Source organism: Nostoc spongiaeforme FACHB-130 (assembly GCF_014698475.1).
Taxonomy (GTDB): Bacteria; Cyanobacteriota; Cyanobacteriia; order Cyanobacteriales; family Nostocaceae; genus Nostoc_B; species Nostoc_B spongiaeforme.
Genome location: NZ_JACJTB010000012.1, coordinates 35,404 through 60,938 on the forward strand (window position 1 = coordinate 35,404; position 25,535 = coordinate 60,938).

Annotated in this window: 20 protein-coding genes, 1 tRNA gene and 1 pseudogene; 14 read left to right on the forward strand and 8 right to left on the reverse strand. The window is 39.1% G+C overall.

Going from position 1 to position 25,535, the window contains the following annotated elements; all coding sequences use genetic code 11:
• Positions 1-36: 36 nt before the first annotated feature.
• Both H6G74_RS11685 and H6G74_RS11690 read right to left on the reverse strand, forming a co-directional pair.
• Positions 37-1,197 (reverse strand): anhydro-N-acetylmuramic acid kinase, encoded by a 1,161-nt coding sequence (locus H6G74_RS11685; protein WP_190967925.1) that lies wholly within the window; start codon positions 1,195-1,197, stop codon positions 37-39.
• 372 nt (positions 1,198-1,569) lie between these two features.
• Positions 1,570-4,281 carry a DUF3536 domain-containing protein gene (locus tag H6G74_RS11690; RefSeq protein WP_190967834.1) on the reverse strand — a complete coding sequence of 904 codons (2,712 nt, stop codon included), beginning with the start codon at positions 4,279-4,281 and terminating at the stop codon, positions 1,570-1,572.
• A gap of 647 nt (positions 4,282-4,928) precedes the next feature.
• On the opposite strand from H6G74_RS11690, the gene cax reads away from it, so the two are divergent.
• Both cax and H6G74_RS11700 read left to right on the forward strand, forming a co-directional pair.
• Positions 4,929-6,020 carry a calcium/proton exchanger gene (gene cax, locus H6G74_RS11695; RefSeq protein WP_190967835.1) on the forward strand — a complete coding sequence of 364 codons (1,092 nt, stop codon included), beginning with the start codon at positions 4,929-4,931 and terminating at the stop codon, positions 6,018-6,020.
• A gap of 412 nt (positions 6,021-6,432) precedes the next feature.
• Positions 6,433-7,035, forward strand: coding sequence for a peptidoglycan-binding domain-containing protein (locus tag H6G74_RS11700; RefSeq protein WP_190967836.1), 603 nt, complete (start codon positions 6,433-6,435; stop codon positions 7,033-7,035).
• Between the two features lie 68 nt (positions 7,036-7,103).
• Here the strand turns inward: H6G74_RS11700 and H6G74_RS11705 are convergent, their stop codons facing one another.
• The 4 genes from H6G74_RS11705 to H6G74_RS11720 all read right to left on the reverse strand — a co-directional run bounded on the left by H6G74_RS11705 (position 7,104) and on the right by H6G74_RS11720 (position 10,712).
• On the reverse strand, positions 7,104-9,524 hold the full coding sequence (locus H6G74_RS11705; RefSeq protein ID WP_190967837.1) for a sucrose synthase: 2,421 nt from the start codon (positions 9,522-9,524) through the stop codon (positions 7,104-7,106).
• 137 nt (positions 9,525-9,661) lie between these two features.
• On the reverse strand, positions 9,662-9,799 hold the full coding sequence (locus H6G74_RS11710) for a hypothetical protein (RefSeq protein WP_190967838.1): 138 nt from the start codon (positions 9,797-9,799) through the stop codon (positions 9,662-9,664).
• A 624-nt stretch (positions 9,800-10,423) separates the two neighbouring features.
• Positions 10,424-10,597, reverse strand: coding sequence for a hypothetical protein (locus tag H6G74_RS11715; RefSeq protein WP_190967839.1), 174 nt, complete (start codon positions 10,595-10,597; stop codon positions 10,424-10,426).
• 42 nt (positions 10,598-10,639) lie between these two features.
• Positions 10,640-10,712: transfer RNA gene (locus tag H6G74_RS11720), tRNA-His, on the reverse strand.
• Between the two features lie 128 nt (positions 10,713-10,840).
• On the opposite strand from H6G74_RS11720, the gene H6G74_RS11725 reads away from it, so the two are divergent.
• From H6G74_RS11725 to H6G74_RS11740, 4 genes and pseudogenes are all read left to right on the forward strand, one after another.
• Positions 10,841-11,221: a DUF4359 domain-containing protein gene (locus tag H6G74_RS11725; RefSeq protein WP_190967926.1), complete on the forward strand. Its 381-nt coding sequence runs from the start codon at positions 10,841-10,843 to the stop codon at positions 11,219-11,221.
• Positions 11,222-11,280: 59 nt separating this feature from the next.
• On the forward strand, positions 11,281-12,003 hold the full coding sequence (locus tag H6G74_RS11730) for a sirohydrochlorin chelatase (protein WP_190967840.1): 723 nt from the start codon (positions 11,281-11,283) through the stop codon (positions 12,001-12,003).
• Positions 12,000-12,773, forward strand: a pseudogene (gene cobA, locus H6G74_RS11735) (uroporphyrinogen-III C-methyltransferase); the annotation flags it as partial. The gene H6G74_RS11730 and the pseudogene cobA, both read left to right, overlap by 4 nt.
• Before the next feature lie 1,429 nt (positions 12,774-14,202).
• Positions 14,203-15,153 (forward strand): hypothetical protein, encoded by a 951-nt coding sequence (locus tag H6G74_RS11740; protein ID WP_190967841.1) that lies wholly within the window; start codon positions 14,203-14,205, stop codon positions 15,151-15,153.
• A gap of 277 nt (positions 15,154-15,430) precedes the next feature.
• Here H6G74_RS11740 and H6G74_RS11745 read toward each other — a convergent pair whose 3' ends face one another.
• Both H6G74_RS11745 and H6G74_RS11750 read right to left on the reverse strand, forming a co-directional pair.
• A complete protein-coding gene (locus H6G74_RS11745; RefSeq protein WP_190967842.1) occupies positions 15,431-15,802 on the reverse strand; it encodes a response regulator transcription factor in 372 nt (123 codons plus the stop codon).
• A gap of 54 nt (positions 15,803-15,856) precedes the next feature.
• Positions 15,857-16,978 carry a response regulator gene (locus H6G74_RS11750; RefSeq protein ID WP_190967843.1) on the reverse strand — a complete coding sequence of 374 codons (1,122 nt, stop codon included), beginning with the start codon at positions 16,976-16,978 and terminating at the stop codon, positions 15,857-15,859.
• Positions 16,979-18,001: 1,023 nt separating this feature from the next.
• On the opposite strand from H6G74_RS11750, the gene H6G74_RS11755 reads away from it, so the two are divergent.
• The 8 genes from H6G74_RS11755 to H6G74_RS11790 all read left to right on the forward strand — a co-directional run bounded on the left by H6G74_RS11755 (position 18,002) and on the right by H6G74_RS11790 (position 25,470).
• Positions 18,002-18,697, forward strand: a complete 696-nt coding sequence (locus tag H6G74_RS11755; protein WP_190967844.1) for a Uma2 family endonuclease — start codon at positions 18,002-18,004, stop codon at positions 18,695-18,697.
• Between the two features lie 75 nt (positions 18,698-18,772).
• A complete protein-coding gene (locus H6G74_RS11760; protein WP_190967845.1) occupies positions 18,773-19,711 on the forward strand; it encodes an RluA family pseudouridine synthase in 939 nt (312 codons plus the stop codon).
• A gap of 778 nt (positions 19,712-20,489) precedes the next feature.
• Positions 20,490-21,008: a phycocyanin/phycoerythrocyanin subunit beta gene (locus H6G74_RS11765; RefSeq protein WP_190967846.1), complete on the forward strand. Its 519-nt coding sequence runs from the start codon at positions 20,490-20,492 to the stop codon at positions 21,006-21,008.
• 73 nt (positions 21,009-21,081) lie between these two features.
• Complete coding sequence (locus H6G74_RS11770) at positions 21,082-21,570, forward strand: phycocyanin alpha subunit (RefSeq protein ID WP_190967847.1); 489 nt, start codon at positions 21,082-21,084, stop codon at positions 21,568-21,570.
• A 136-nt stretch (positions 21,571-21,706) separates the two neighbouring features.
• Positions 21,707-22,543 (forward strand): phycobilisome linker polypeptide, encoded by an 837-nt coding sequence (locus H6G74_RS11775; RefSeq protein WP_190967848.1) that lies wholly within the window; start codon positions 21,707-21,709, stop codon positions 22,541-22,543.
• 114 nt (positions 22,544-22,657) lie between these two features.
• Complete coding sequence (locus H6G74_RS11780) at positions 22,658-23,431, forward strand: HEAT repeat domain-containing protein (RefSeq protein ID WP_190967849.1); 774 nt, start codon at positions 22,658-22,660, stop codon at positions 23,429-23,431.
• 316 nt (positions 23,432-23,747) lie between these two features.
• Positions 23,748-24,383, forward strand: coding sequence for a HEAT repeat domain-containing protein (locus tag H6G74_RS11785; RefSeq protein WP_190967850.1), 636 nt, complete (start codon positions 23,748-23,750; stop codon positions 24,381-24,383).
• Positions 24,384-24,948: 565 nt separating this feature from the next.
• Positions 24,949-25,470: a phycocyanin subunit beta gene (locus tag H6G74_RS11790; RefSeq protein ID WP_190967851.1), complete on the forward strand. Its 522-nt coding sequence runs from the start codon at positions 24,949-24,951 to the stop codon at positions 25,468-25,470.
• Positions 25,471-25,535 lie beyond the last annotated feature (65 nt).

Below are 25,535 nucleotides of genomic sequence, written 5' to 3' on the forward strand. Positions count from 1 at the left end.
GAAACCTAAAAATGTCAGGTGCTAAGTCCGCAAAACTTATTTTTCGGCTGGATGAATTTCTCCCAGCAGGACTTCATGGGGTGCGCCTGTGGCTGATGGTAGGTTTCCGGGCATATCTAGCTGTCGCCAGTAGGCTAAAACTGCAAAAGCGATCGCTTCTTTAAAGTCTCCACTCAAGCCGACTTCATCGGTAGTTAAAACGGGGATTGTCTTTAATAATGACTGCAAACGTTCTTTTAAATACAGGTTTCGACTACCACCACCACATAAAAATACCCGTTGTGGCATTTGCGGTAAAAAGGTTTGATAACTGTGAACAACAGAAGCTGCTGTCAGTTCCGTGAGGGTAGCGAGAAAGTCCGCCGGACTGAGTTGGTATGGCCCGGCATCTTTTAAACATTGATTTAAGTAATCTACACCAAATAACTCACGTCCTGTAGATTTGGGCGGTGGTAAATGAAAGTAGTCTTGCTGTAACCATTGTTCTACTAGAGATTGACAAGGACTACCTGTAGCTGCCCATTTACCATCTTCGTCATATTTTTTAGCACCATTAGTTAAATGCTCTACGGCTAAATCTAACAAGCTATTGCCTGGGCCTGTATCCCAACCGCGCATTTTTTCTAACCAGTTATCGCGGCGGGGTGGGATGTAAGCAACATTACCAATACCGCCTAAATTTTGAATGCAGCGTGCTTCATCTGGATGACTGAGTAAATAGGCATCAACTCTCGGTACCAGGGGTGCGCCATGACCACCAATTGCAATATCAGCGACACGGAAATTACTGACGGTGGTAATTCCTGTGATACTAGCAATCAATTCACCTCGTCCCAGTTGCAGTGTATAACCCAGGGACTGGGGTTTGCCGATTCCCTGGCTTTGTGGTGGTCTATGGTATACTGTCTGCCCGTGAGAACCGATTAAAATTGCTGGCTGATGACCTGTTTGAATGTTTTGCGCCGCTTGAGCAAAACTAAAGGCGATCGCATCATCTAATGCTGCTAATTCTGCCATTGAAATGGCTTTACCTGCACAAACAGCTAAAATACTGTCTCGGAGTTCAGCAGGATAAGGATATGTTTGTCCTGCTAATAACTCGACTTTCAGGTCTAAATCTGTACCAGAAATATCTACTAAAGCAGCGTCAATGCCATCTACAGATGTACCGCTGATTAAACCGATAATGCGAGTCATAAAAGATGATGAATAGTTTGATTGCTCAATAGTCATCAGTCAATCAATTTTGGATGGACTGTGACCACAAGGGTACAGTTGGGGACTTTAAATAAATCAGACAAGTTACTATATCAGTCTGATGACGTATAGTAAATCTATCTTAAGTATGTTATGTGAGATTGCTACTCAATACATAATTACTAATGTTCCACTTTTGTTTGTGCAGCGATCGCTCCCTTAATTTAGGCTAATAGGAGCGATCATTCCTCTATATAGTCAGACCAGATTATTTGGCTGATTAATTTAGTTTTATAGCAATTATCAATCATTAGTGAATAGCAAGATCCCCGACTTCTTGAAGAAATCGGGGATCTAAGTTTGAGGAATATACTAATCTAACTGACTTAAAACTGCCCTTACATCAACAGCTAACTTTTGACCTAATTTTAATAACTGCCGACATTGACTAGTATCCTGTTTATTAATCAGGCTGGCAAAACAAGCGGGTACTATCTGACTGTGCAGACAACTAAAGTATAGTTCTTGAGAACGATAGAGAGAAATACCCAAGTTGAGTTGATATCCCACATCAATCAATCTTTCTAATAGTTGGATATCGGTGGCAAAACTACCGTTGGTGTCATGTAATAATTGCCAGAGCGATCGCAAAATTAATTGCTCTAATATTTGCTTACCTTCGGGAATATTGAAGCGACAACGCAAATGTTTGGCCTCTGTGGCGATCGCTTCTAATTCTACAATGTGATTTCCACAAGATTGCGGTTCTGTGATGTCTTGCTCTAGCGATCGCAATGTCGTCATACAGCGATATCCTAAAGCAATCTCGGCTGCAACTTGCAATTCTTGGGGTACTTCGAGTTCATCCCGATGAAAGGCCATGAGTACGCCGTAGTTTTCGCGGTATGTTTGGGTATACAGTTGATCAAGTCGAGTTAAGGTTTCTTGACTAATTAACCGCATAATTCGGTGGCGTTCTTCAGCAAATAAATTCTGTAAGCTAAAGGTTTCATTGCCAAATACCTGTGTCATCACCAAAATAGTCTGGGCTGCACTGGCTTGCTGGAGTGCGGTAAACAATTTTTCTTTTAACTGGCTGTAATCACGTCGCCCTGTAAACTGTTGAATGCAGCAGTGAAAATCCCAACCGCCTAAATGCAGCACTGCAAACACTAAATGTTCGCTTTCCCAGGTAATTTCGGAAACTAATTTTAAATGTCCGACAACTAAAGTCAACGCCCCCATTCGTTGCCGTTGATAGTCTAACTCATTAGTTGTGTAGCAATAAACTCGCTTCTGGCAATGATGACGCAGTTTACCAGAGGTATCTTGCCCTGGTAAATTGCAAGTCTCTACGGGTCGATGATTATTAAACAGCGAAGTAATGGCATAGTGAGCCGCAACTTGCTTGAAGCTAACTTGAGCAGTTAACACTAACTGACGATATATTTCACCGCCATGTTTGAATAAGTCTACATTGCTTGGTGCTAAACCCAAACGTTTGACGAAGCCTTTTTCTAATTGCACACCTGCGACATCTCCCGCCAGTTCTAAGGCGCGGGCGGCGTAACGCAGAATTTGAGTACCTTCTGGGCGAGATAGTTCTTCAAAAAACCAGCCGCAACTGGTGAACATTAATAAGGAGTGACGCTGCATTTCTAATAAACGCAAAGCATCTACTTGTTCGGCGGCGTTGAGTTTGTGGGTTTGATGGCGGGAGAGAAAGCGGCTGACATTGGCGGGTGAGCGATCGCGGATGACTTTGATATACTCATCCCTAGCTAACCAAGGATCTTTGAAAAATTGCTGCCCATATTCTTCATACACGTCCACTAACTGATCCCGCAGCCAATTTAAGGCATTACGTAAAGGTCGCCGCCATTTTTGATGCCAAACACCACCCTCACCACCACAACCACAGTCATCTTGCCATCTATCGACACCGTGGGCGCAACTCCAAGCAGTGACAGGCTTGAGTTCGACTTCCCAAGTCGGGGGGTTTAAGCTGAGGTAGTGGGCAAAGTTGGTGACTGTCCAACCATGACGGGGAAGTTCTGCTGTAAAGGCGTAGGCGATGGTTTTTTCTGTGCCTTTTTTATGATGTCCAAAGGTTTCCCCATCGGTAGCCACAGATATCAATTGGGCGGGACGATGATCCCCACGCACAGCTGAACCTATACGTCCGGCTAAGTGATGGGAACTATAGGTGACATCTGTAAAACCCATATCGCGGGATATGGGGCCATCGTAGAAGAAGATATCTATATATTTAGAAGTGTCCGGTGTCGGGAGTGGTGAGTTGAGAATGTCTCCTTTGTCAACTCCCCATTCTTTATTTCCTTTCAAATAGCAACGATAGGGACGGGTGGGATCAATCTGACTACCGCCAACTTCGTGCCATTCTGGTTGGGGATCATTTTTGGTGGGTAGAGGACGACAACGTTGTGCTTGGGATGGTGCCAAGATAATGAAACGAATCCCTTCGGCAATTAAAGCCTCTATAGTTGCGTAGTCTACACCTGTTTCTGCTAACCAGATGCCTTCGGGATCACGACCAAAGCGGGATTTGAAGTCTTCTTTGCCCCAGCGAATCTGCGTATATTTATCCCGTTCGTTAGCCAAAGGCATGATGATGTGATTATATACTTGCGCGATCGCATTGCCATGACCTTGCAGGCGATCGGCACTTTTGGCATCTGCTTCTAATATTCGCTGATAAACCTCCACATCATAGCGTTCTAGCCACGACATCAAGGTAGGGCCAATATTAAAGCTGAGATACTCGTAATTATTCACGATCCCCATCACTTCGCCTTGGTCATTGACGATTCTGGCAAAGGCATTGGGACGATAGCATTCATAGTGAATCCGCTCATTCCAATCATGGAAAGGTGCAGCACTTGGTTGACGCTCAATTGCGTCTAGATAAGGGTTTTCACGCGGTGGTTGATAAAAATGACCATGCACTGTGACATACACACCAGTAGCTGTTTTTAGGGGATCATGCTGGTGAGTATCGTGGGTAGTGGGATGATTAATAGACGTAGCGCCAGAGCTGGCTGGCAATTCAGCAGCAGAAGTCATGTAGTATATTTATCCAAAACAAAAAACTTGCAGCAACACGGAAAGGCTTGTTTTCCAACCTCATCTACACAGGGTTGGAGACAAAATCCGGTATAGACTAAAACTATGGCTATAGGATACAGTTTAATTCCTGAGACAGCAGTCTGACTAGAGTGTGAAATCTGCGTTATCCTATTTCTGTTTCTCAAGTATTACTAATTTTTCAGCTATTTCACAATTTTAGATTTTAGACTGACCCCGCAGATAAATCTGGGTATTTGCACCATTTAGGGACTATTGGTCAACATGAATTGTCTTTTAATCTATTAAACTCTATTTTCTGTGTAGTATGCTACCTGAAAATTGATAGTTTTGCTACAAAATGTTGCAGAAAATCTGTAAAACACAACGTTAGTTTACATTGTGCATTGATCTGTTTTCATCAATTTTGATAAATTGCCACGAGTTTAGTAAATTCTCTCAATGGGTTAAGTAAAGGTTGAGAGTATCCTATTGGAGTGCTGAGTTATGAGTACTGCGGGGGATGAGGAAGAGAAGCAAAACAAGGAAGAATCATTTTTATTAACTCACTTTACTTACTTCACTGCCTCATCTTCCCCATATTTCACTCAGCATTTTTCCAGGATAACTTTTACTAAAGTAACCAAATGTCAGGTAAAAACATTATTTTTTTCGTGCTGTTACTGTTTATTCCCGTGTCGCTGGCGGCGCATTTTCTCGAATGGGGAGACTTAATTGTGTTTGTCGCTGCTGGTTTGGCGATTTTGCCTTTAGCAGCTTGGATGGGAACAGCAACAGAGGAAATTGCTGTGGTAGTCGGCCCAACGCTGGGAGGGTTATTAAACGCCACCTTTGGTAATGCGACAGAATTAATCATTGCTTTAGTTGCTTTGAACGCGGGACTGGTTGGTGTTGTCAAAGCCAGTATCACAGGGTCAATTGTCAGTAACTTATTACTGGTGATGGGTCTTTCGATGTTTTTAGGAGGACTGCGCCACAAAGAGCAAACATTCCAACCTATTGTAGCGCGTGTAAATGCTTCTTCGATGAATTTGGCGGTGATTGCTATGTTACTTCCCACAGCAATGAACTATACTTCCAAAGGCATTAATGAACAAACTCTCCAAAATCTTTCCTTGGCTGTGGCAGTGGTGTTAATTGTGGTTTACGCCTTGACATTGCTGTTTTCGATGAAAACCCATACTTATTTGTATGATGTGGGCGTGGCTGAGGCGGAAGACAATGAAGGTTCCCACGAGAAACCAAATATGTGGTTGTGGACTGGGGTGTTATTGGTTTGTACCTTGCTAGTCGCACTGGAATCAGAAATGTTAGTAGATTCCTTAGAAACCGCCACATCCCAATTAGGTTTAACAGCACTGTTTACAGGTGTAATTTTAGTGCCGATTGTGGGTAATGCCGCAGAACACGCCACGGCGGTGACTGTAGCGATGAAAGATAAGATGGATCTTTCTGTATCTGTAGCTGTGGGTTCTAGTATGCAGATTGCTTTATTTGTAGCCCCAGTATTAGTCATCGCTGGGTGGATACTTGGTCAACCAATGGATTTAGATTTTAATCCATTTGAATTAGTAGCCGTGGCTGTGTCGGTATTAATTGCAAACAGTATTAGTTCTGATGGTAAATCTAACTGGTTGGAAGGTACTTTGTTGTTAGCTGCATATACAGTTTTAGGTTTTGCTTTTTACTTCCATCCAGTAATTACCAGTATTGGATAGTGATAATTATTCAGATAGCGATCGCTGTTACTTTGATGAGCGATCGCTTCTGCTGAGAGATAGAATTAATTTGAATTTTTGTTCGCTACGTAACCATATTTTTGTATCTTTATCAAGTCTGAAAAATCAAAGTAATTTCTTATTCAAATCTTCTTAACCATCAGAGATACCGCTTCCGATAGAGTCAATTTTTTATTATCTAGAGTTTATTATTTTCAAGGAAAGCAGGGACATAAAAGCAAATAGACTAGTGATGCTCGATTGTGTCAGACATGATTGAGTATTGCTAGGCGATCGCGGTTGTTTATGATTACGCAAAATTATTATATTTTTGATTTTTAGGACACACCATTCCGGAACTACGACAATTTTTCTGTCAAAGGAAATATGGGTGTTAATAACATCAAAAAAAATGAGTGATATTGTCCTGCTGATGACGGGCGTGTTAATTGTCAAACAACCATCTCCGTCTCATATCAACCAGCAGCCTGTAATTCAGCTAGACAATGGCGTGCAGAAAACACCACAGGGGCAGTCATCTCAATTCGATTTAGATAAACAAAACACGCCGCCTGAATTCATGCAGCTTCAAGAAAAACCTCAAGCTACTCTAGTAGCTTTTAATGCTAATTCTGAAAAAAATCTAGTAAAAAAAACAGACAAAAAACCTGCTAAAGACTTATATAGCGTATCAGAATTTAAGAACTTTCAACCTGTAAATATCAAGTTTCCACGTTCACAACGCTTCATCACCCAAAAACTGAGTGACGATGAACTTTTATTAGCTAGGTCTACAAGATTAGGTGGTCGTACTGTACCTAATTTACGTTTTGGAAATTCAGGTCTAGCCGTGAGAGTTTTACAAAAGTTACTCATAGCTAATGGCTATACAATTCGTGTGGATGGGGTTTACGGTGCATTGACAGAAAGTGCTGTTAAAGCCTTTCAAAATCGTCGCAATATCAATGTCGATGGCATAGTCGGGCCAAGAACTTGGTTTCATCTAACAAGATAAGAATAAAAGTAAAAAGTTAAAAGGCAAAAGCTTATTTTCTTTTATCTTTTAACTTTTACCTTAAATAATTATCGATATTTATGCTGTTCTAGAAGTTGTTGCGCCCTTGGTTTATAAATTAAGTAAAACAGTGCTTCTAGATAGCGCAATAAATCTTCGCGATTTTCTTGGGAAGTAAAATTCCAGAAGCCGTAAATTCTGGCTAAAGATAACAGCTTTGTGGTGTGAATTTTCCAAGTATATGTACTATAAACTCGGTTAATTGCTTTTTGAGAAATTGTTTCCCAATAGTCTGAATTTTGTTCGCATTTAGTAACAAAATTTAAAATCTTTGTGGCTGTTTCTGTTACATTTGTGGGGTTAATGTAGAATCCATTAACTTTATCTTGAATGATTTCTAGCGGCCCGCCAAATTGAGTAGCAAAGGTTGGTAGTCCAGAAATCATTGATTCTAAAATTGTTAAACCAAAGGCTTCAAATAAAGCAGGTTGGACAAAAATACCTTGATGGTCAGCAATCACGCGATAAATTTCGCCAGAATCGCTTTTTGACAACCTGACACCTAACCAACGAATTTTGCCATGAAGATTATATTCATCAATGATGTGATAAAGTTTGATAATTTCGTCACGTTCTTCGTTGTCGTCTGATTCTTCGGTGCGTAATTTACCCGCAACTAAAATCAAGTTACAATGCTCTTGCAAATCTTTACTTTGACCAAAGCATTCAGCTAAACCAGTCAAGTTTTTAATGCGGTCGAGACGCGCCATTGAAAAGATAGGGCGCTTGTTGGGGTCATCGAGTTTGCCGAAAATTTGGCTAGAGTCTTCTAAAGTAAATAACATTTCAGCGAGACGCAAGCGATCGCTTTCTACCCGTTCTTGAGTCTTGGTGTAGGGGAAGTAATAACTCTCGTTCACCCCCGGCGGGACAACGTTAAATTTCGGGCTGAATAACTCAATGCCATTCACCACATGATACAACTCTGGCATGGTGAAGCATTTATAAGACTCATATTGTCCGACACTATCAGGTGTACCGACAATTTCTTGATAAGTGCTGCTGACGACAAAGTTAGCAGCATTCATAGCTATCAAATCAGCAGTAAATTGTAGAGAGAAATGATATTTATCTTCTAAATCTTGCCAGTAGAGGTTACTGAACAAGTATTTAGATTTTTCTAAAGCATGGGCGATATTACACTGAGTAACTTTCATCCGTCGCGCCAAGAGAAAGGCGACTAAGTTCCCATCAGTGTAGTTACCCACAATTAAGTCGGGTTTACCGTGGAATTCTGCTAACAATTCTCTTTCTGAGTCGATAGCGAAGGTTTCGAGATAAGGCCAAAACTCAAAGCGAGAAATCCAGTTTTGAGTCATGTTGGGATTGAAGTCCCGCAAAGGTACGCGCAAAATCCACGCATTATCTGTACCGTAGACTTTCTCTAACCTTTCGTTACATAAAGTACCATCACTATTGGGAATCAAGCGCGAGAGAATAATTACTTTTGGTTGGACGTTCAGTCCGTCTAAACCAGCGAGTAAGACATCTTCTTGTAGTTGCTTTTCTAAATTTCTGGCTTGGTCGAGTACATAAACTACTTGACCACCTGTATCGGGTCTTCCTAAAACTCCCTCTTGTCCAAACCAACCATGTGCGGAAACCAAGACGATTCTAAAAATCATCGGGACGCGGGAAATAAATTCTTCGAGAATTTGGGGGGCTGGTGAGTCAATTAATTCATCTAAAATATTCAGGGTTTCTTGTACTCGTTGGGCGGTGTTACCCCAACCAGGTTCAAAACCCATTGTTTGCAATTGAAAGCGAAATTCATCGTATTGTTCATCACTGGGGCGTTCGTTGACAAATGCGATCGCTTTTTTAACTTGCTGCGAAAGTTGCTGCTGTGATTGAATCCGATTGTTAATTAGGAGTTGAATGCCGTTATATTGGTGCAGACGCAAAAAGTTAAATAAGCTTTCTAGCCATTGTTTGGGGTCTTGGAAGAGTTTACTAGAAAGATAACGGTTGAGATACTGCACACCCTTACCAATATTTTTGGGGTCACGGATAACTGGGGTGTAATCGTAAAAAGGGCCGAAGTCTAATTCTAGCAAGTCGCCTTCGTTGGGATGATATTTATTGACGAGGCGATCGCGCAGATCCAGCAGTTCTTGTACTGTCATTGCTTCGGCCGTCAAATCTGCTGTGAGTCGGTAAATTTCTTGACTAGCAATATAAGGGCGGATAATTAAACAAAAATTGGAGTCTTCCTGAATAATCTCTTGCGTGTAATAGAGGAGTTTTCCTAAACAAGAAAAACCATTCAACTTTTCGGGTTTCCCGTTTTTAGCACAATATTCACTATATACATGGAGTATGTCATTTCTCAGTAAATAATTCTTTTCTTGTTGGCGTAATTCACTAATAAAAGCACGCAAATCATTTTTTTCTTCACTTTCTAGAACTGCTTGAATCAATTCAGACATATTCACCTCACAGTCAATAAGTACAAACACGAATAAACACAGATAAACTCTTTCTATCTGTGTTTTACAAAGCCTATGGACTTCTTGCGTGTTCTTATTTACCTAAAGTATCGAAGATTCCGTATGATTCCCTCTAACTATAGATGGACAATTTTCCTAACTTTAGACTGATTCAGCAAATTTATTGCTAGAAATGCCTCAATTCCCACTTGATATCGAAAAGCGATCGCCTGATAAATTATCTCCTTTTCTCCTTGGCTTAATTTATCAATCACGGCCAATTAAAAAGTAAAATTGTTTTGCTTTAAATGTAAAAAATTCATACTTATTCGTGGTCAGTACACTCATCATTTTATATAGATTTTGTTACAATTAATTATCTTAAAGCATTTTTCATCTCCATGAGGTAAATTCCTCTAGTCTTGAGCATCCTAGCCTCTATCAACTTTTACCGCACTCAACTAAAAAATTCTTTATTCATGCAATTTAAAGTTCTATCAACTAACAAAATCATCACCTAATTTTTAGCAACAAAAATTAATCTTTATGTTGTGATATCAACAATGAGTTTGTATTTAAATCACATAAAATCAACTTTTGATATTAGTGAGAATAATTTAAATTTGTCCTCGCTATAATTGCATCACAAAGTAATTAGAAACAGGGACGGTGTATATGCAAGACCATTCACATAAATTAACAACTACCGATCACAGCATAGGCAACATTTTAATTGTCTCATTCATGATATTCTGTGGAATGACTTTTATCTTTCTTTTAGGAATTTTCTAACAGTGACATTGGGAAATCAAGGATTTATGGGGAAGCAATCAACTAAATTTGCTTCCCTTTTTAATTAGAATTTACGCAAAAAACTATGAAACTTATCCAGCCTAGAACTAAAGTTCCAGGCTAATAGCCAAAGTCCGCTTAAGTGGTTTGGAATGAATTTTTGCTTGAGTTTTCTCAGAGAGGACTTGCGCGATAAGACTCAAAATCAATTCCGAGGCGTGACTTAAAATTAAAGTTTTGATAAAAGTGTGACTGAGATAGCTAAAGGTGATTGTAGCCATTCCGGTTTATAACTTTTAATTAGAGTAATTTGTATTATCTAGGGCGAACGATGGGACTCGAACCCACGGATGGTGGTACCACAAACCACTGCCTTAACCACTTGGCTACGCTCGCCATTGACTTATCGATTAATAATCATAGCATCTATTTAGTGATTGAGCAAGGGTTTTTTTCAAGGAACGGACTTTACTAATGTATAGTCCAGGAACACTAATGGCTATCAGAAGATGACAGTGAGAAATATGAAGCTTTTGACGATGATGGCATTGGCGATCGCTACTAGCATAGCTGTAGTTAGCGTAGCCATGTCTAAAACCAATCCGACCTCCAAGGAGTATGAAGATTATGCAGTCAATCAACTCACCCAATATCTCAAAAATGATGTGTGTCAAAAAACCTCAAAGTTGATTGAGAGCTTACTTAATTCTCGCTGTGACAAACTTGTTGATTCCACTAACCCCCAAATGCGAGATTTGATCAGAACAACAACGGAACGGCAAGATTTTTTGTTGTTCAGTGTGTATCGTACAGATTTAACCCTTGGTGCTTGGCTACCAGGGTACAAGTTTGAAACAGTAGGAGCTTTTCATAATTTTTATACCTACAGTGCTGAACAGCAATAGTCTTCACTAACTCCCGCATCTAAGATTAAGCTTAGTTAGCAAGAGTTACACCTTTACCCATGTCAACTGCATATCTGTTGGTATCTCACGGAAGTCGTGACCCACGTCCAGAAATTGCTTTACAGCAATTGATAAAATTCCTCAATCAAAAACAGCAAAGTTACTCATCAAGCAAAAAGCTAGTAGGCTTGGCTTACTTAGAAACACGTCCAGAACCTCTGCACATCCAAATCAAAGAATTTGCTCATAGTGCCGTTTTGGCTGGATGCGATAGTCTCAAAATCATACCGCTATTTCTCTTACCGGGAGTCCATGTGATGCAAGAAATCCCGGAAGAAATAGCAATAGCACAACAAGTCCTGGGTAAAAATATTAATTTGGAATTACTACTATATATAGGTAGTAACCCTGGTTTAAGCAAGTTGCTGTCTCAACAAATGGCTGAAATCATCACCCAAGCCTGGGTTTTAATTGCTCATGGTAGCCGCCGTCCGGGTTTTCAACAGCCAGTGGAAACCATAGCAGCAAATATAGGTGCAGTAGCAGCTTATTGGTCTGTGGCTCCTAGTTTAGAAGCACAAGTAGAACCGTTGGTAGCTGCTGGTAAAGAAAAAATTGCAATTTTGCCATATTTTTTATTCGCAGGTGGCATAACCGATGCGATCGCACAACAAACAGAAACGCTAAAATTGAAATTCCCTGCTGTGACTTTCCAATTAGCTCAACCTTTGGGAGCAAGTGCAGAGTTAGCTGATTTGATTTGGGATTTGATGAAGGAATGAACTGCACAGAAAAAGAAGAGCAGAAGAATTTGGGAAAAGTTTATTTAGTAGGTGCAGGGCCGGGAGATCCCGGACTGATGACTCTCAAAGGCAAAAGTTTATTAGAATGTGCCGATGTCGTGATTTATGATGCGTTGGTCAGTCCAGCCATTTTAGCTATGATTAACCCCCAAGCCGAAAAAATCAACGCTGGTAAGCGGATGGGGAGACATTCACTATTACAAGATGAAACTACGCAGTTATTAATAGATAAAGCCCAAGACAACACCATAATAGTACGACTCAAAGGCGGCGACCCGTTTATTTTTGGTCGTGGTGGCGAAGAAATGGCAGATTTAGTCCAAGCCGGGATTCCTGTTGAGGTTGTGCCAGGAATTACATCGGGAATTGCCGCTCCAGCTTATGCTGGCATACCTTTGACCCATCGCTTGCATAGTTCTTCAGTAACTTTTGTTACTGGACATGAGTCGGCTGGCAAGTATAGACCGACGGTAAATTGGCAAGCGATCGCCCAAGGTTCGGAAACCATTGTCATTTATATGGGCGTTCATAATCTGTCGCACATTATTGAAGAGTTAACGGTAGCGGGTTTAAGTTTAGCAACACCAATTGCGTTAGTGCGCTGGGGTACAAGACCAGATCAAGAAGAACTCATTGGTCAGCTAGGCACAATTGTAGAGCAAGTTGAACAAACAAAATTTGATGCACCAGCGATCGCGGTTATTGGTTCTGTAGTGAATCTGCACGATATCTTATCCGGTTGTCGTCCAGAACATTCATCTTTTCATTTAAATACAAACAATCAATCACCTGTTGAATCTGAACCTGAGAAAGAGTCAGTATCTTCATCTCAATTCGCTTGGTTTCCAGAAATGAGATTTTACCTCTTGGTGATCATCGGTTTTATCTTATTGATTTACTATCAAGCATTGTTTTCCAGGCTAAGTGTAGTTATTGATATTTGTGTTTTGCTATTGCTTAGTCTACTCATCGCCATTATGGCTGGGTTTCCTGTTCGTCAAGCGTTCAACACCATTATTAAAAACATACTACAAAGTATCTAAATACTTATTTATGTTTTGCTAAATACTTGTGCGTACCTTAATAAGAATGTGATTTGCTCCTGAAAAGCAAATCATTAGGACTGATGAAGGCTACTTTTACCCTCTTTATTTCTGCTGTAAAACTTGACATCAGCAATTAACTTAACACGCAAAAAAATAAATGTATTTTAGTTAAAGATTAAAGCAAAAATTTAAATTTACTCCAAAGAAAATCTCGGTAATATCACTATACAACTAAACATATTTTACCTACGTAGATACGCACTTACAAATTATATTAAGTTTATATGACGTTATTTAAATTACTCAATTTTGAAAAATTATTAAAGGCTAAAGAGTATATACTTTTTCCTGAAATACTCGATTTTAATAGCATTGTACTTCTGCTTTGAATTAACTAATAAGTTACTTACTCATATTCATTTACCGTATTAGCACTATCGGTAATGTATTAATTAAATTTAGATTTTGTGTATAAAAAACAGCATTATAGCACGTCACCTAAATTCCTTTTTTATTATTTGTAATAAATCCGTATGTTTTTACTCGTGAATATTTTATTTAGAATCCAAAAAAGCTAAGTTATACTACTTACTAGTGTCGATAGAATTAACCTTACTCTTAGAGGATGTCTGAAAACTTTTTGATGTTGTAATGAAATCTGACAGATTACTCTAAATCACCCTTAAAAAAGGATACTTTGAAGCATTCTGGGGGAATGAGTATAGGTGCTGATGACCTCTCGAAAATCCTCTAAAGAGGATGTTTTGAAAACCTTCTTGATTATTAGCAACAAGTATTAGATTCTCTCAAATCCTCCCACGAAATAAAAGCCAGTTTGTTGAATATCAATAGCTGTGTTAAGGCTGTGCAGTCTTAGGATTTCTCCTGGAAATAACTGCTGCAATCATCGGCTGACTTAAAGCGGCTGTTGTTGTATGTAACAACTTCTGGTCAGACTCTGTTTGCCTATTCATACTCTATAGACATATCTGAATAGGGTCACTTTGGAGGATGAAGGGAAGACACAATGCTGATAATTACAAGCAAATTCTGTTGAAATAACCTCCCAACTTTCAGCTAATTGTTCACTTTGGTCAGAATCAACACACCTACTTGTAGAGATAAAACCATCATGAATACACCCTTGATTAAATTGGAAGAATTGCAACAAGGTAAAGTTCTTGTTGATGAGTTGGGGTTGCTAACCGAAATGCCTGATGAGATAGTTCAACTCTCTCAGAGAGTTAAACAAATCATGGGTGCTTCTAAAGTAGTCCAAGGTATGTGTGCTGGTGATTATTTTTCTCTAGTGTCATATTCAGCAATTTATTGGGGAATAGTCAAAACCTTTCCTCGCACTGTTATTAGAAACGTCAAAAAGTTTTTGAACCGTTTCTCTGAACAAAATTCCAGCCGTAATTTGCTTTTAGTCTTCAACTACACAGGTAAAGAACGCGAAAAAATCTTAGCTTCTCTACAACATGGTATTTCTGGTATTGCCAAAGACTATGGTTTTGAAGAAGGTAGTCATTTAGATTATTGGAAAAAGTTGATGACTGCTGTCGGAATCATGACTGATTCCCATACAGGTAAACTTTCTCCTGAAGGTGCTAAACTTCTAGCCCAGCTTGAAAAAGCAGAACCAATTATGACGATGGATACTTTGATTAATAAAGAAGCCGATATGCGAAACGCCTTAATAGCGATGTTAGCTGTTGAATTTATCGCTGTAGGTATTTCAGAATGTGTTATCGACTCTCCAGAGTCTCAAATACTGTTTGCACCCAATGGAAGAGGAATTACTAGAGAGTGGTTTGATGTTCATTACCATTCTGGAGACCATCATATATTAGAGAATAGCGAATATGATTTGACTCCAGATTTTGACCAGCTAAAATTACCCCATGATACTATCAACTACAATATGTTGAAAATGGCACATGCTGCTGATTATGAGGGTGAGTCATTGCAAGATGTTTTAGAAGCAAAAATATTACAAGTAGCTGAGGCTTTTGCTACTGCGGGCAATTACACTTGGAAATTTGACGAGTCGATTAATCTGCATTTGGCGACTCTAGCTTAAAAATTTCAAGCTAGAGTCTAGTATGTGTAGTGGCGTGTCAAGGCTAAAATGTTGCATTAAAAAACTTATTTCATCCGCGTTTATCCGCGTTCATCTGCGGTTAATTTTTCCAATCTAATGCACTACTTTAGTCTAGACAATCCACTACGTACATTTCAGAAATCAAATATTGAGTATATTGAGTATTAAGTAATGAGTAATAAGTAAATTTCTGACTCATTACTCATTATTTTTTTCAATCAGTTGCTGTACCTTATAAACATCGAATCTGCTGTAATTAGTTAATCTCAACCAACTGAATGACATTCAGCAATTCTTCGGCGGTGTAAGGCTTGCTTAAATAAGCATCCGCACCCTGTTTTCTACCCCACACCAAATGACTGGTTTGATTTGTGGTACTACAAATTAAGATAGGTGCTTTGGCTTGACTGGGATGACTTGTGAGGAAGCGACACAATTCAAAACCATTCATCCCTGGCATAAATACATTAGTAATAATCGCATCTGGCTTTTCTTCTAAAGCCATTTCTAAAGCTTCTTTTGCAGTTTTAGCTTTAATAATTTTATAACCTTTATCTCCCAGAACATTTGCTAGTTCACTGAGAGTGTCTTCTAATATCAGAATTGTCCCTACCCATGCAATACTCAATTCTGAATCTCCATATCAGCGATTTAGTTGATTTATTCTAACTAAATCTGAAAATTAGACAATATGCTTAAAGATAATTTTCATTAAATCTCCTTGGTTAAAAGGTTTAGTTAAATAGCCAGAAGCTCTGACTATTTTAGCTTTTGCTCTGTCGATGAGGCTGACTTTTTCGGTCAGCATAATTATGGGTGTATTTTTGAAATATGCGTGCTGTCTTAATAAAGTGCATAACTCATAGCCATCTAAATCAGGCATATCTACATTTAATAAAATAATGTCTGGTTTAGTCCGCAAAATTTCCATTAAAGCTTTTAAAGAATCTGTAACTCCAATTACAGAAAATATTTGCTCATCTAAAGCATTCTTCACGACATTTAATAAAGCAGGACTATTATCAATACAAAAGATTGTGTAGACTTTCTTCTCTGGTGATGGTGAAGAATTTGTTTGATAATTATGATGGCTAGGGCTAGTAGCCTGTGATGGATAGCGGTTGATTTTGGGTAATTGTGGTTCCGGTTTAGGTTGTGTTCGGGTGGTGGTGGTAAATGGTGATGGCTGCGCCACAGTTGTTGATGAACGGAAATCTTGATGATTGAACCCAACAGAGCTACTTTCTGTATATGGTGAAGTATCTTGATAAATTCCCTCTTTTCCCCGCTTTTGACAGCGTTCGACTAACAATCGGAGATTAAGATGACAGAATTTAGGCATATCATCCAAAAAGCTTTCGGGGATGAATTCATAACTACCTTCTTCTAAGTTCAAGAATGAGTCGAGAACTTCTAATGCTAATTGTTCGATGAGTACGGCTGCTTCTGTTGGGCTAATATACTTTTGATTAACTAACCAGCAAATTGCCAAATAATCTGGGTTAGGTATGGCTTGACTACCAGCGCCATTTTCAAATATTGTCCTGAGTTGAGCGTCAATACCATAAGGTAAGGTCGAAATTTGCTCACTCAAATGTTGTAAATTCCGGTAAAGCGGTTCAAACATCTTTTCGGAATAGCAGGCATAGATTAGCTTACCTTCATCTATATATATTGACCAAGCGCCAGAGGTACTAAAGACTTGTAAACAACCAGTCACAGATTTACTGGTGATTTTCTTCAATAAAGATAAGGGCTGGATTTTTTGGAAAAATCTATATCTACTAATAGGGAGGGTTTTCATAGGAATATCTTTAGATAAAAGTACATATTGGTATGTCAAATTTGTGAATTACCTAGTTGGTATCCACAAACAAATATTTTTGAGATTCTATTCAGCTAAATATAGCGGTCATATTTGGGTTCGTACAGAGATTCTTTACCCCTAACTCTAAAGTAGTCAATCTCTGATAAGATGTTGCTAACCTAACTACATTTAACTAAGAAATACCAAACTAAGCGATCGCTCAACAAAAAAGTGGTTGGATTTGTTCACGATAAACATTATCCAAAAAACAATTTTGCTTTCTTCGCTTGCAATAATCTGGCTAGTTTAACAGTACATCATATTTTGCATTTAGAAGTATTGGCTCCAACCCATCAGTAGCAAAATTATCTTTTAAATACGGATGTTTTGGCTAAAAATGCAAATTTCAGTATATACTGACTCATCTATTTTTTTGTGGTTTTAGTATATTTTAAAACTCCGTAAAATAATTTTTCTCAGTAATAAGTTGAAAATTGATTCTGAACAAGACTTACAGCAGTTAATGGAAGCATCAGCACTAAAAACAGGCTTTGCTGTTATCAGTCGAAAAATATTTATCCGGAAATATTTTTGTGTTCTGTCAATCCAATCTGATGTAAAAGTCAAAAATGTACTTGATAGAAGCTGGATATCTAAACTCAGCTAAATGGTAAATGGCAACATCATAGATTTTTCTGTATTCAGATAAAAACTAGTTATTTTTATGATAAACAACCTCTAAAGATATGAATATAATTATTATTTAAAGATTTTAATGGTCGGAAATATAGCAATAAATCCGGAGAATTTAAAGAAGTACAGTATTTAATCATCTTGAGTAGGGGTAAAAAAAAGGTAAGAATTCAGTGTTCAAAAGTCAAGATTTATTTGCTGCTTATTTGGCAATGCTTGGTGAGTTATTCAAATCTAATGAATTCTGACTTATGGATTCTGAATTCTAGCTATTGAATGATTAAGCTAAAATTAACTATGCCACTTGTGTAATTTGGACTTACGCTCATGGTGACTCAATTACCTTCTTCTACCAAAAAAGACATCATCTACCCGGAAACTGATGGACAGCCGATGGCGGAAAATACGAAACAATATCGCTTGATTGTAACGATTCAAGGCGGATTAGATACTTTATTTCAAAATGAGCCAAATGTATTTGTAGCGGGTGATTTGTTTTGGTACCCTGTTGAGGGTAATAACCTAAATCGAAGAGCGCCTGATGTGATGGTGGTGTTTGGTAGACCAAAAGGCGATCGCGGTTCCTATTTACAATGGCAAGAAGGTAACATTCCGCCACAGGTGGTATTTGAAATTCTTTCCCCTAGCAACACTGCTAAAGAAATGATTGCTAAGTATAAATTCTACGATCGCTATGGGGTAGAAGAATACTATATATATGACCCAGAGACAACAGAGTTAAGTGGTTGGTTGCGTTCAGAAAATGAACTAGCCGAAATTCCCCAAATGATTAACTGGATAAGTCCACGTCTGGGTATTCGCTTTGACTTATCAGACGGCGAACTTCTAATTTATCGTCCCGATGGACAGAAGTTTCTTACCTATTTAGAATTAGCGCAACAACGCGAACAAGCACAAATAGCAGCCGAACAAGAACGTCAACGTGCTGAACGAGCCGAAACTCAACTAGAAGCACTCCGCGCTTTACTCCGCGATAGGGGAATTAATCCTGATGAAGTGTGAAATTTAATTATTTATTTAGTTTTTAGCTGAAATACTTGAAATTCCCTATTCCCCATTCCCCACTCCCTATCCTCAATGCAGACTGATATTAATTTAGAAGTTTTAGAAAATAGCGCACGTTTAGACCGTTATCTTGCACAAGAGTTATCGGATGTTTCTCGTTCTCGCATTCAGCAGTTGATTGAACAGGGAAATGTCCAAGTTAACGGTCAAGTCTGCACGTCTAAAAAGGAGAATGTGAAAATAGGCGATCGCATTACTCTACAAATACCAGAAGCCCAACCCCTAGAGCTACAAGCAGAAGATATTCCCCTTGATATTCTTTACGAAGACGAACAGTTACTCATACTCAACAAACCTGCTGGCTTAGTTGTCCATCCTGCACCGGGACATTATGATGGCACATTGGTAAATGCTTTGTTGGCACATTGTCCTAACCTTCCCGGTATTGGCGGAGTTCAGCGTCCGGGAATTGTGCATCGATTGGATAAGGATACCACTGGTGCGATCGCGATCGCTAAAACCGACATCGCTTATCAACACTTACAAGCACAACTCCAAGCCAAAACCGCAAGGCGAGAATATTTAGGTGTAGTTTACGGTGCGCCAAAAATTGAAAGTGGTAAGATAGATTTTCCGATCGGTCGCCATCCCCAAGACCGCAAAAAAATGGCTGTCATTCCAGTAGAACAAGGTGGACGCACAGCAGTTACACACTGGCACATATTAGAACGATTAGGCAATTACACATTAATTAAATTTCAATTAGAAACAGGTCGTACCCATCAAATTCGAGTTCATAGTGCCAAAATTGGTCATCCTATTGTGGGTGATCCTGTTTATAGTTCTGGTCGTTCGGTGGGTGTAAATCTTCCTGGTCAAGCATTACACGCTTGGCGACTCAAGTTACAGCACCCCATTTCACAAGATTGGATTGAAGTTACAGCACCCATACCCCAAACGTTTACAACTTTGTTAGAAGTCCTCCGCCGCAGAATCACAGTCTCTTCTTGAAAAGAGAATATAAATAATTTTTAGATTCTGCTTTACTTTGGTTTACAAAAGCTTACACATAGGTTTTGGGCAAAAATCTCATTTACAAGCTGTAGTAATAGGTGAAAGGCTTGTAAACAGAAAGTTATAAGCAAATTAAGAATATCTTTCAGACTTGACCTCTCTCTTATTTTTATCTGAGGCATAAAAATTAAAAATTGTTATTTAAATTACAAATTTTTTCTAACAAATTTTTCACAGTCTACTAACACCTGCTAGAAACCAAAATTTCAAAGTTAACAATCAAGAAGCCTGAATTTTCAACTTTTGGTTCTGATTGAACAGTAGCTTGATTCCTGCTGTGCTGATCATTTCCCCAAGCCACACTGTCAGAAATTCTTGATATATAAGTTTTATTTGTTACTAAGCTCAAAAAAATCTAGGGAATATATGAAGTAAGTTGTCTAAAAGTGTTTGAATGTAAAGCAAAAATTTTCTGATAATGGGTCAAAGCTTTGTAGAGCAATAGTTTAGCGAAAAAGCTGTATGGGGAAATACTATTTCATAAAACTTAAGAATAAACTAACTCAACCAATATATAAAATACGAACAAGGTTTTAAAAGCGATTAAAAAACAAGCAAAGTTAGCTGTTTTAAAGAATAGTTAATTGCGGCAAAAAGTTATTATTTCAAATTAAATTTTTGAAATAGTGGTTTTGTAATGCGATAAATTTTGCTCCATAGATTAATTGCTATAAACCACATAAATATCTGCAATGAATGGTCGGAGGAATAGAAAATGCTCGACGCTTTTTCCAAAGTAGTTGAACAAGCCGATAAAAAAGGTTCATATTTAAGTGGTGAAGAAATTAACGCATTATCAGCGATGGTTGCTGATAGCAATAAGCGGTTAGATATCGTTAACAGACTTACCAGTAATGCTTCTTCAATTGTAGCTAATGCTTATCGGTCTTTAGTAGCTGAACGTCCACAAATTTTTAATGCTGGTGGTGCTTGTTTCCACAACCGCAACCAAGCTGCATGTATCCGTGACTTAGGATTTATTCTACGTTACGTTACTTATTCTGTATTAGCGGGTGATGCTAGTGTAATGGACGATCGCTGCTTAAATGGTCTGCGTGAAACCTATCAAGCACTGGGTACTCCTGGCGATGCTGTAGCTTCTGGAATTCAAAAAATGAAAGATGCTGCTGTTGCAATTGCTAATGACTCTAATGGTATTACAAAAGGTGATTGTAGCCAATTAATTGGTGAATTAGCTAGCTATTTTGATCGCGCTGCTGGTGCTGTTGTTTAACAAATTTTTGGTTCCAACTGTTCGCAAACTGGTTGTTAGGAATTAGTTAAAAATCGAGGAGATTAGGAGAGTTATGAAAACACCTTTAACGGAAGCGATCGCTGCTGCTGATTTGCGTGGTTCTTATCTCAGCAATACCGAAATACAAGCAGTATTTGGTCGTTTCAACCGCGCTCGCGCAGGTTTAGAAGCTGCCAAAGCATTTAGCAATAATGGCAAAAAATGGGCAGAAGCAGCAGCTAATCATGTTTATCAAAAATTCCCCTACACCACTCAAATGAGTGGCCCTCAATATGCGTCTACTCCCGAAGGTAAATCCAAGTGTGTACGCGATATTGATCACTATCTCCGCACCATCAGCTATTGCTGTGTGGTTGGCGGTACTGGCCCCTTAGATGAATATGTAGTTGCTGGTTTAAGTGAACTCAATAGTGCTTTGGGTTTATCTCCTAGTTGGTATGTAGCTGCACTCGAATTTGTGCGTGACAATCATGGTTTAAATGGTGATGTTGCTGGTGAAGCTAATACCTATCTCAACTATGCAATTAACGCTTTAAGCTAATACAAACTTGTGGGTCTTTGTCAATAGATAATTGCTCAATTAGTAGGAAAAATTTCTACTGGAATTGTAGCTATTTTCTACTGCCAAAGACCCAAATTTATTGCTAACCAAAATTTCAAAAGGAGCGATAGTTTAAATGAGTGCTTCTGTTGCAGACCGACTAGGCATTAGAGATGCAATTGCCATTAAAGTAGAGCTACGCCAAAATTGGAGCGAAGACGAATTACAAAAAGTATTTCGCGCTGCTTATCAGCAAATTTTTGGTCGTCAAGGAATCTACGCCAGCCAAAAATTTACTAGTGCCGAAGCTTTATTGCGAAATGGCAAAATTAGCGTGCGGCAATTTGTAGAAACTTTGGCAAAATCAGAATTTTACAAAGAATGCTTTTTTTATAACAATTCCCAAGTGCGTTTTATCGAATTAAACTATAAGCACTTATTGGGACGTGCGCCTTACGATCAATCAGAGATTGCTTACCATGTAGATTTATATGCTGCGCGTGGTTATGATGCAGATATTGAATCTTACATTTACAGCCCAGAATATGACAATTCTTTTGGAAATTCTGTTGTGCCTTATCACCGGGGATTTCAATCAATTCCTGGGATGAAAACTGTAGGTTTTAACCGGATATGTGAGCTTTATCGCGGTTCTGGTAATAGTGATAATGCTCAAATGGGACGCAGAAATTCTCGCTTGCGGACGAAAGTTTCATTGAATTTATCTAATGGAATTTTACCGCCAACTTCCGCAGGTACAGGTTTTACCTCAGCAGCACCAACTTTAATTAGTGCTGCTCAACGCGGAGATAGCCGGATGTTTGTAATTGAAGCGATCGCCGGTACAATTGCCTCTAAAGCTTCAGTACGCCGTAGCCGTCAAGTTTACACTGTACCTTACGAACGTCTCTCAGCTACTTACCAAGAAATTCACAAGCGTGGCGGTAAAATAATCAACATTTCGCAAGTTTAAATTTCAGCAAAAATCAGGAATTCTCTTTTTGATAGGGTGTGAGGGTGTAGGGGTATAAGGGTTTAAAAAAATCCCTACACCCCTACACCCTTAATCCCTTACACCCTTTTCACTATGACTATTACTAACTCTGCTGAACCAATTCTTTCACCAGAAAGTGCGATCGCGGCACTATCTAGTGAGGATAATCAAATTCGTTATTACGCTGCTTGGTGGTTGGGTAAACATCAAGTCCAAGCTGGCTGTGTGGCGTTATGTGAGGCTTTATTTGATGAAGGTTATCGCATTCCCGGCGGGGGTTATCCGCTACGCCGTCAAGCCGCCCGCGCATTAGGACAATTGAAAAATCCCCAAGCTGTACCAGCGTTAGTAAAAGCGTTAGAGTGCGATGAGGATTTGCGTTTAAGGGAAGCTGCGATCGCCGCTTTAGCTGCTATTGGTGACAAAAGGGCTGTGACTCCTTTGTTACATCTGTTAGCAACCAGTCAAGAACAACCTTATGAAGCCTTGATTGAAGCATTAGCAACACTCCAAGTTTGGTCAGCACGTCCGCAAATCGAAGATTTTTTGCAACATCCTTCAGAACGAATTCAATGTGCGGCGGCGCGATATATGTATCTGTTAACGCAACAACCCGAATACATTGAACGTATCGTCAAAAACCTCAACCACGACAATATGTATTTACGTTGGGCAGCAGTTTTTGACTTAGGCGCAGTTGGTCATCAACAGGCTATTCAGGCTATCTTAAAAGCCCAGGTTCCTAATAGTTTGAAATTATTAAACTTAAAGCGTATTTTAGAAGCATTTCTAGAAAGTCATAGTTATGCCGAAGAGACAGCTTTATTAATTTTTCAAGCGATAGATAATTTACTAATTCAACTTTAAAAGTCAAAATACATTTTTTCGAGATTAGTATCACAAGTAAAAAGTAAAAAGGCAAAAGTAAAAAGGGAAATTCATAATAGGACTGACGCAACGAGAAGATTTGAACGTAGTCATCAGATTTATAGCGTCATGCACCAACCAGCAATTGTGACACTTACGTAATTCCTGCCATATTGGAAATTCGGTGGCAAATTAGGTTTGCCCCACTAATTGACCTTGATCGTTTTTCTAACCGGAGTCGTTTGCTCTTTTTTACTTTTACCTTTTACCTTTTTACTTTATTTTGCCATGCAATTTTTTATCAGTGAGCAGAACCATGAATGAGCAATTAATTTCCCAAATTAATCAAGCTGCAACACCAGAAGAAGCCATTACAGCAATTAGGACTATAGCTATAAGTAATACTCCAGAAATCGACTCTATCAATGCTGTAATTACAGCTTTAAGTCATCATCACCCAATGGTGAAAAATGCAGCAGTAGATGCGCTAGTTAAGTTGGGAAATGTCACAGTAAAACCGTTAATTACTGCTTATGAAACTTCTCGTGATCAGGGATTGCAAGCTTATATTATTCAAGCTTTAGCTCAAATTGGTTCAGATGAGGCGATGGATTTGTTAGCGGAAGTTTTAGGGACAACTGTAGCCAATCATTGCCAAGGTAATGTGCGACGAATTGCAGCAAGGGGTTTAGGAAAAATTGCCAGCAATTCTCAAGATGCAGGAGTGATTGGTTGTGTACAAGAAAAGTTGATTTGGGCTTTGGTTTCTCCTGAAGATTGGGGACTGCGTTATGCGGCGGCGGTGTCTTTACAAGAATTAGCCACACCAACAGCAACGGCGGCTTTACAAACTGCCATCGCTCAAGAACCCGATCCTGTGGTGCGATCGCGCGTAGCTTTAGCCTTAGAGTCAGGGAAAACGAACAAATTACCCATGACCTATGACCGATGAGAACCGTCTCTTGACCCTCAACCCAGCACTCACGAGAATGTTGCGAAATATTTATTTTATGTTTCTTCACAATAACCTTCCGGATGCAAAAACTGTTGTACAACAGCAATATCTTGCTCAGTAAGGGTTCCAAGAAGCTTAAGAAAATATTAAACACGCAATATTTTTTTGAAAAACCAATCAAATGTAAAGTTGAGTAACGAAAAAAAGCTAATTTTCTCAGTTCTAGCCCTTGTATGTAAAGGATTTGAGGTGGTTCTTATGACTGCAACTTATTTATTCACAATTTGTAACAAATAAAGGATCTATAGCGTTGTATAAACATAAGCTGGAGGGGTAAATAACAGACAGAACATAAACAAGGCAATCAATTCGTAAAGTTTGCTGGTTTCTCATAAAACAAACCCTAGTTCTCATAATTTTCCTCATGAAGCAACAGGCGGACTTGAGAAGCAGCAAAACGAGAAATGGTTACTTGGTCTGTTAAATGCCATCCCAAATTGATAAAACATTACCAGTTTTAATCGAGACATCTCTCAACTAAGGAATTAGGAGATTAGAGTCCATGACATTAGATGTATTCACCAAGGTAACTTCTCAAGCCGATTCTAGAGGCGAGTTTTTGAGCAACGAGCAATTGGATGCTCTGTCTGCTGTTGTTAAAGATGGCAGCAAGCGCCTAGATGTTGTTAACCGCATCACCAGCAACGCTTCTGCGATCGTTACCAACGCTGCTCGTTCTTTGTTTGAAGAACAACCCCAATTGATCGCTCCTGGTGGTAATGCTTATACAAACCGCCGCATGGCTGCTTGCTTGCGCGACATGGAAATCATTTTGCGCTATGTAACCTACGCTATTTTGGCTGGTGATGCAAGTGTCCTGGATGATCGCTGCTTGAACGGCTTGCGTGAAACCTACAGCGCCCTGGGTACTCCTGGTTCTTCCGTAGCTGTTGGCGTTCAAAAAATGAAAGATGCAGCTGTTGCGATCGCTAACGATCCCAACGGTATCACCAAAGGTGATTGCAGTGCATTGATCTCCGAAGTAGCTGGCTACTTTGATCGTGCTGCTGCTGCTGTTGCTTAATAGCAGTCTAGAGTCTCAATACGAAAGTATTTAGGCAACCAGGTAAAAAGACTAAGAAATACCAA

What these genes read in the sequence shown, in the direction of transcription:
- H6G74_RS11705 (WP_190967837.1), bottom strand. Translation starts at nt 9,524, where the DNA reads ATGTCTGAATTGATTCAAGCAGTTCTAGAAAGTGAAGAAAAAAATGAT.
- H6G74_RS11790 (WP_190967851.1), top strand. Translation starts at nt 24,949, where the DNA reads ATGACATTAGATGTATTCACCAAGGTAACTTCTCAAGCCGATTCTAGA.
- H6G74_RS11770 (WP_190967847.1), top strand. Translation starts at nt 21,082, where the DNA reads ATGAAAACACCTTTAACGGAAGCGATCGCTGCTGCTGATTTGCGTGGT.
- H6G74_RS11765 (WP_190967846.1), top strand. Translation starts at nt 20,490, where the DNA reads ATGCTCGACGCTTTTTCCAAAGTAGTTGAACAAGCCGATAAAAAAGGT.
- H6G74_RS11725 (WP_190967926.1), top strand. Translation starts at nt 10,841, where the DNA reads ATGAAGCTTTTGACGATGATGGCATTGGCGATCGCTACTAGCATAGCT.
- H6G74_RS11715 (WP_190967839.1), bottom strand. Translation starts at nt 10,597, where the DNA reads ATGGCTACAATCACCTTTAGCTATCTCAGTCACACTTTTATCAAAACT.
- H6G74_RS11785 (WP_190967850.1), top strand. Translation starts at nt 23,748, where the DNA reads ATGAATGAGCAATTAATTTCCCAAATTAATCAAGCTGCAACACCAGAA.
- H6G74_RS11780 (WP_190967849.1), top strand. Translation starts at nt 22,658, where the DNA reads ATGACTATTACTAACTCTGCTGAACCAATTCTTTCACCAGAAAGTGCG.
- H6G74_RS11755 (WP_190967844.1), top strand. Translation starts at nt 18,002, where the DNA reads ATGGTGACTCAATTACCTTCTTCTACCAAAAAAGACATCATCTACCCG.
- H6G74_RS11685 (WP_190967925.1), bottom strand. Translation starts at nt 1,197, where the DNA reads ATGACTCGCATTATCGGTTTAATCAGCGGTACATCTGTAGATGGCATT.
- H6G74_RS11700 (WP_190967836.1), top strand. Translation starts at nt 6,433, where the DNA reads ATGAGTGATATTGTCCTGCTGATGACGGGCGTGTTAATTGTCAAACAA.
- H6G74_RS11775 (WP_190967848.1), top strand. Translation starts at nt 21,707, where the DNA reads ATGAGTGCTTCTGTTGCAGACCGACTAGGCATTAGAGATGCAATTGCC.
- H6G74_RS11740 (WP_190967841.1), top strand. Translation starts at nt 14,203, where the DNA reads ATGAATACACCCTTGATTAAATTGGAAGAATTGCAACAAGGTAAAGTT.
- H6G74_RS11690 (WP_190967834.1), bottom strand. Translation starts at nt 4,281, where the DNA reads ATGACTTCTGCTGCTGAATTGCCAGCCAGCTCTGGCGCTACGTCTATT.
- cax (WP_190967835.1), top strand. Translation starts at nt 4,929, where the DNA reads ATGTCAGGTAAAAACATTATTTTTTTCGTGCTGTTACTGTTTATTCCC.
- H6G74_RS11750 (WP_190967843.1), bottom strand. Translation starts at nt 16,978, where the DNA reads ATGAAAACCCTCCCTATTAGTAGATATAGATTTTTCCAAAAAATCCAG.
- H6G74_RS11730 (WP_190967840.1), top strand. Translation starts at nt 11,281, where the DNA reads ATGTCAACTGCATATCTGTTGGTATCTCACGGAAGTCGTGACCCACGT.
- H6G74_RS11760 (WP_190967845.1), top strand. Translation starts at nt 18,773, where the DNA reads ATGCAGACTGATATTAATTTAGAAGTTTTAGAAAATAGCGCACGTTTA.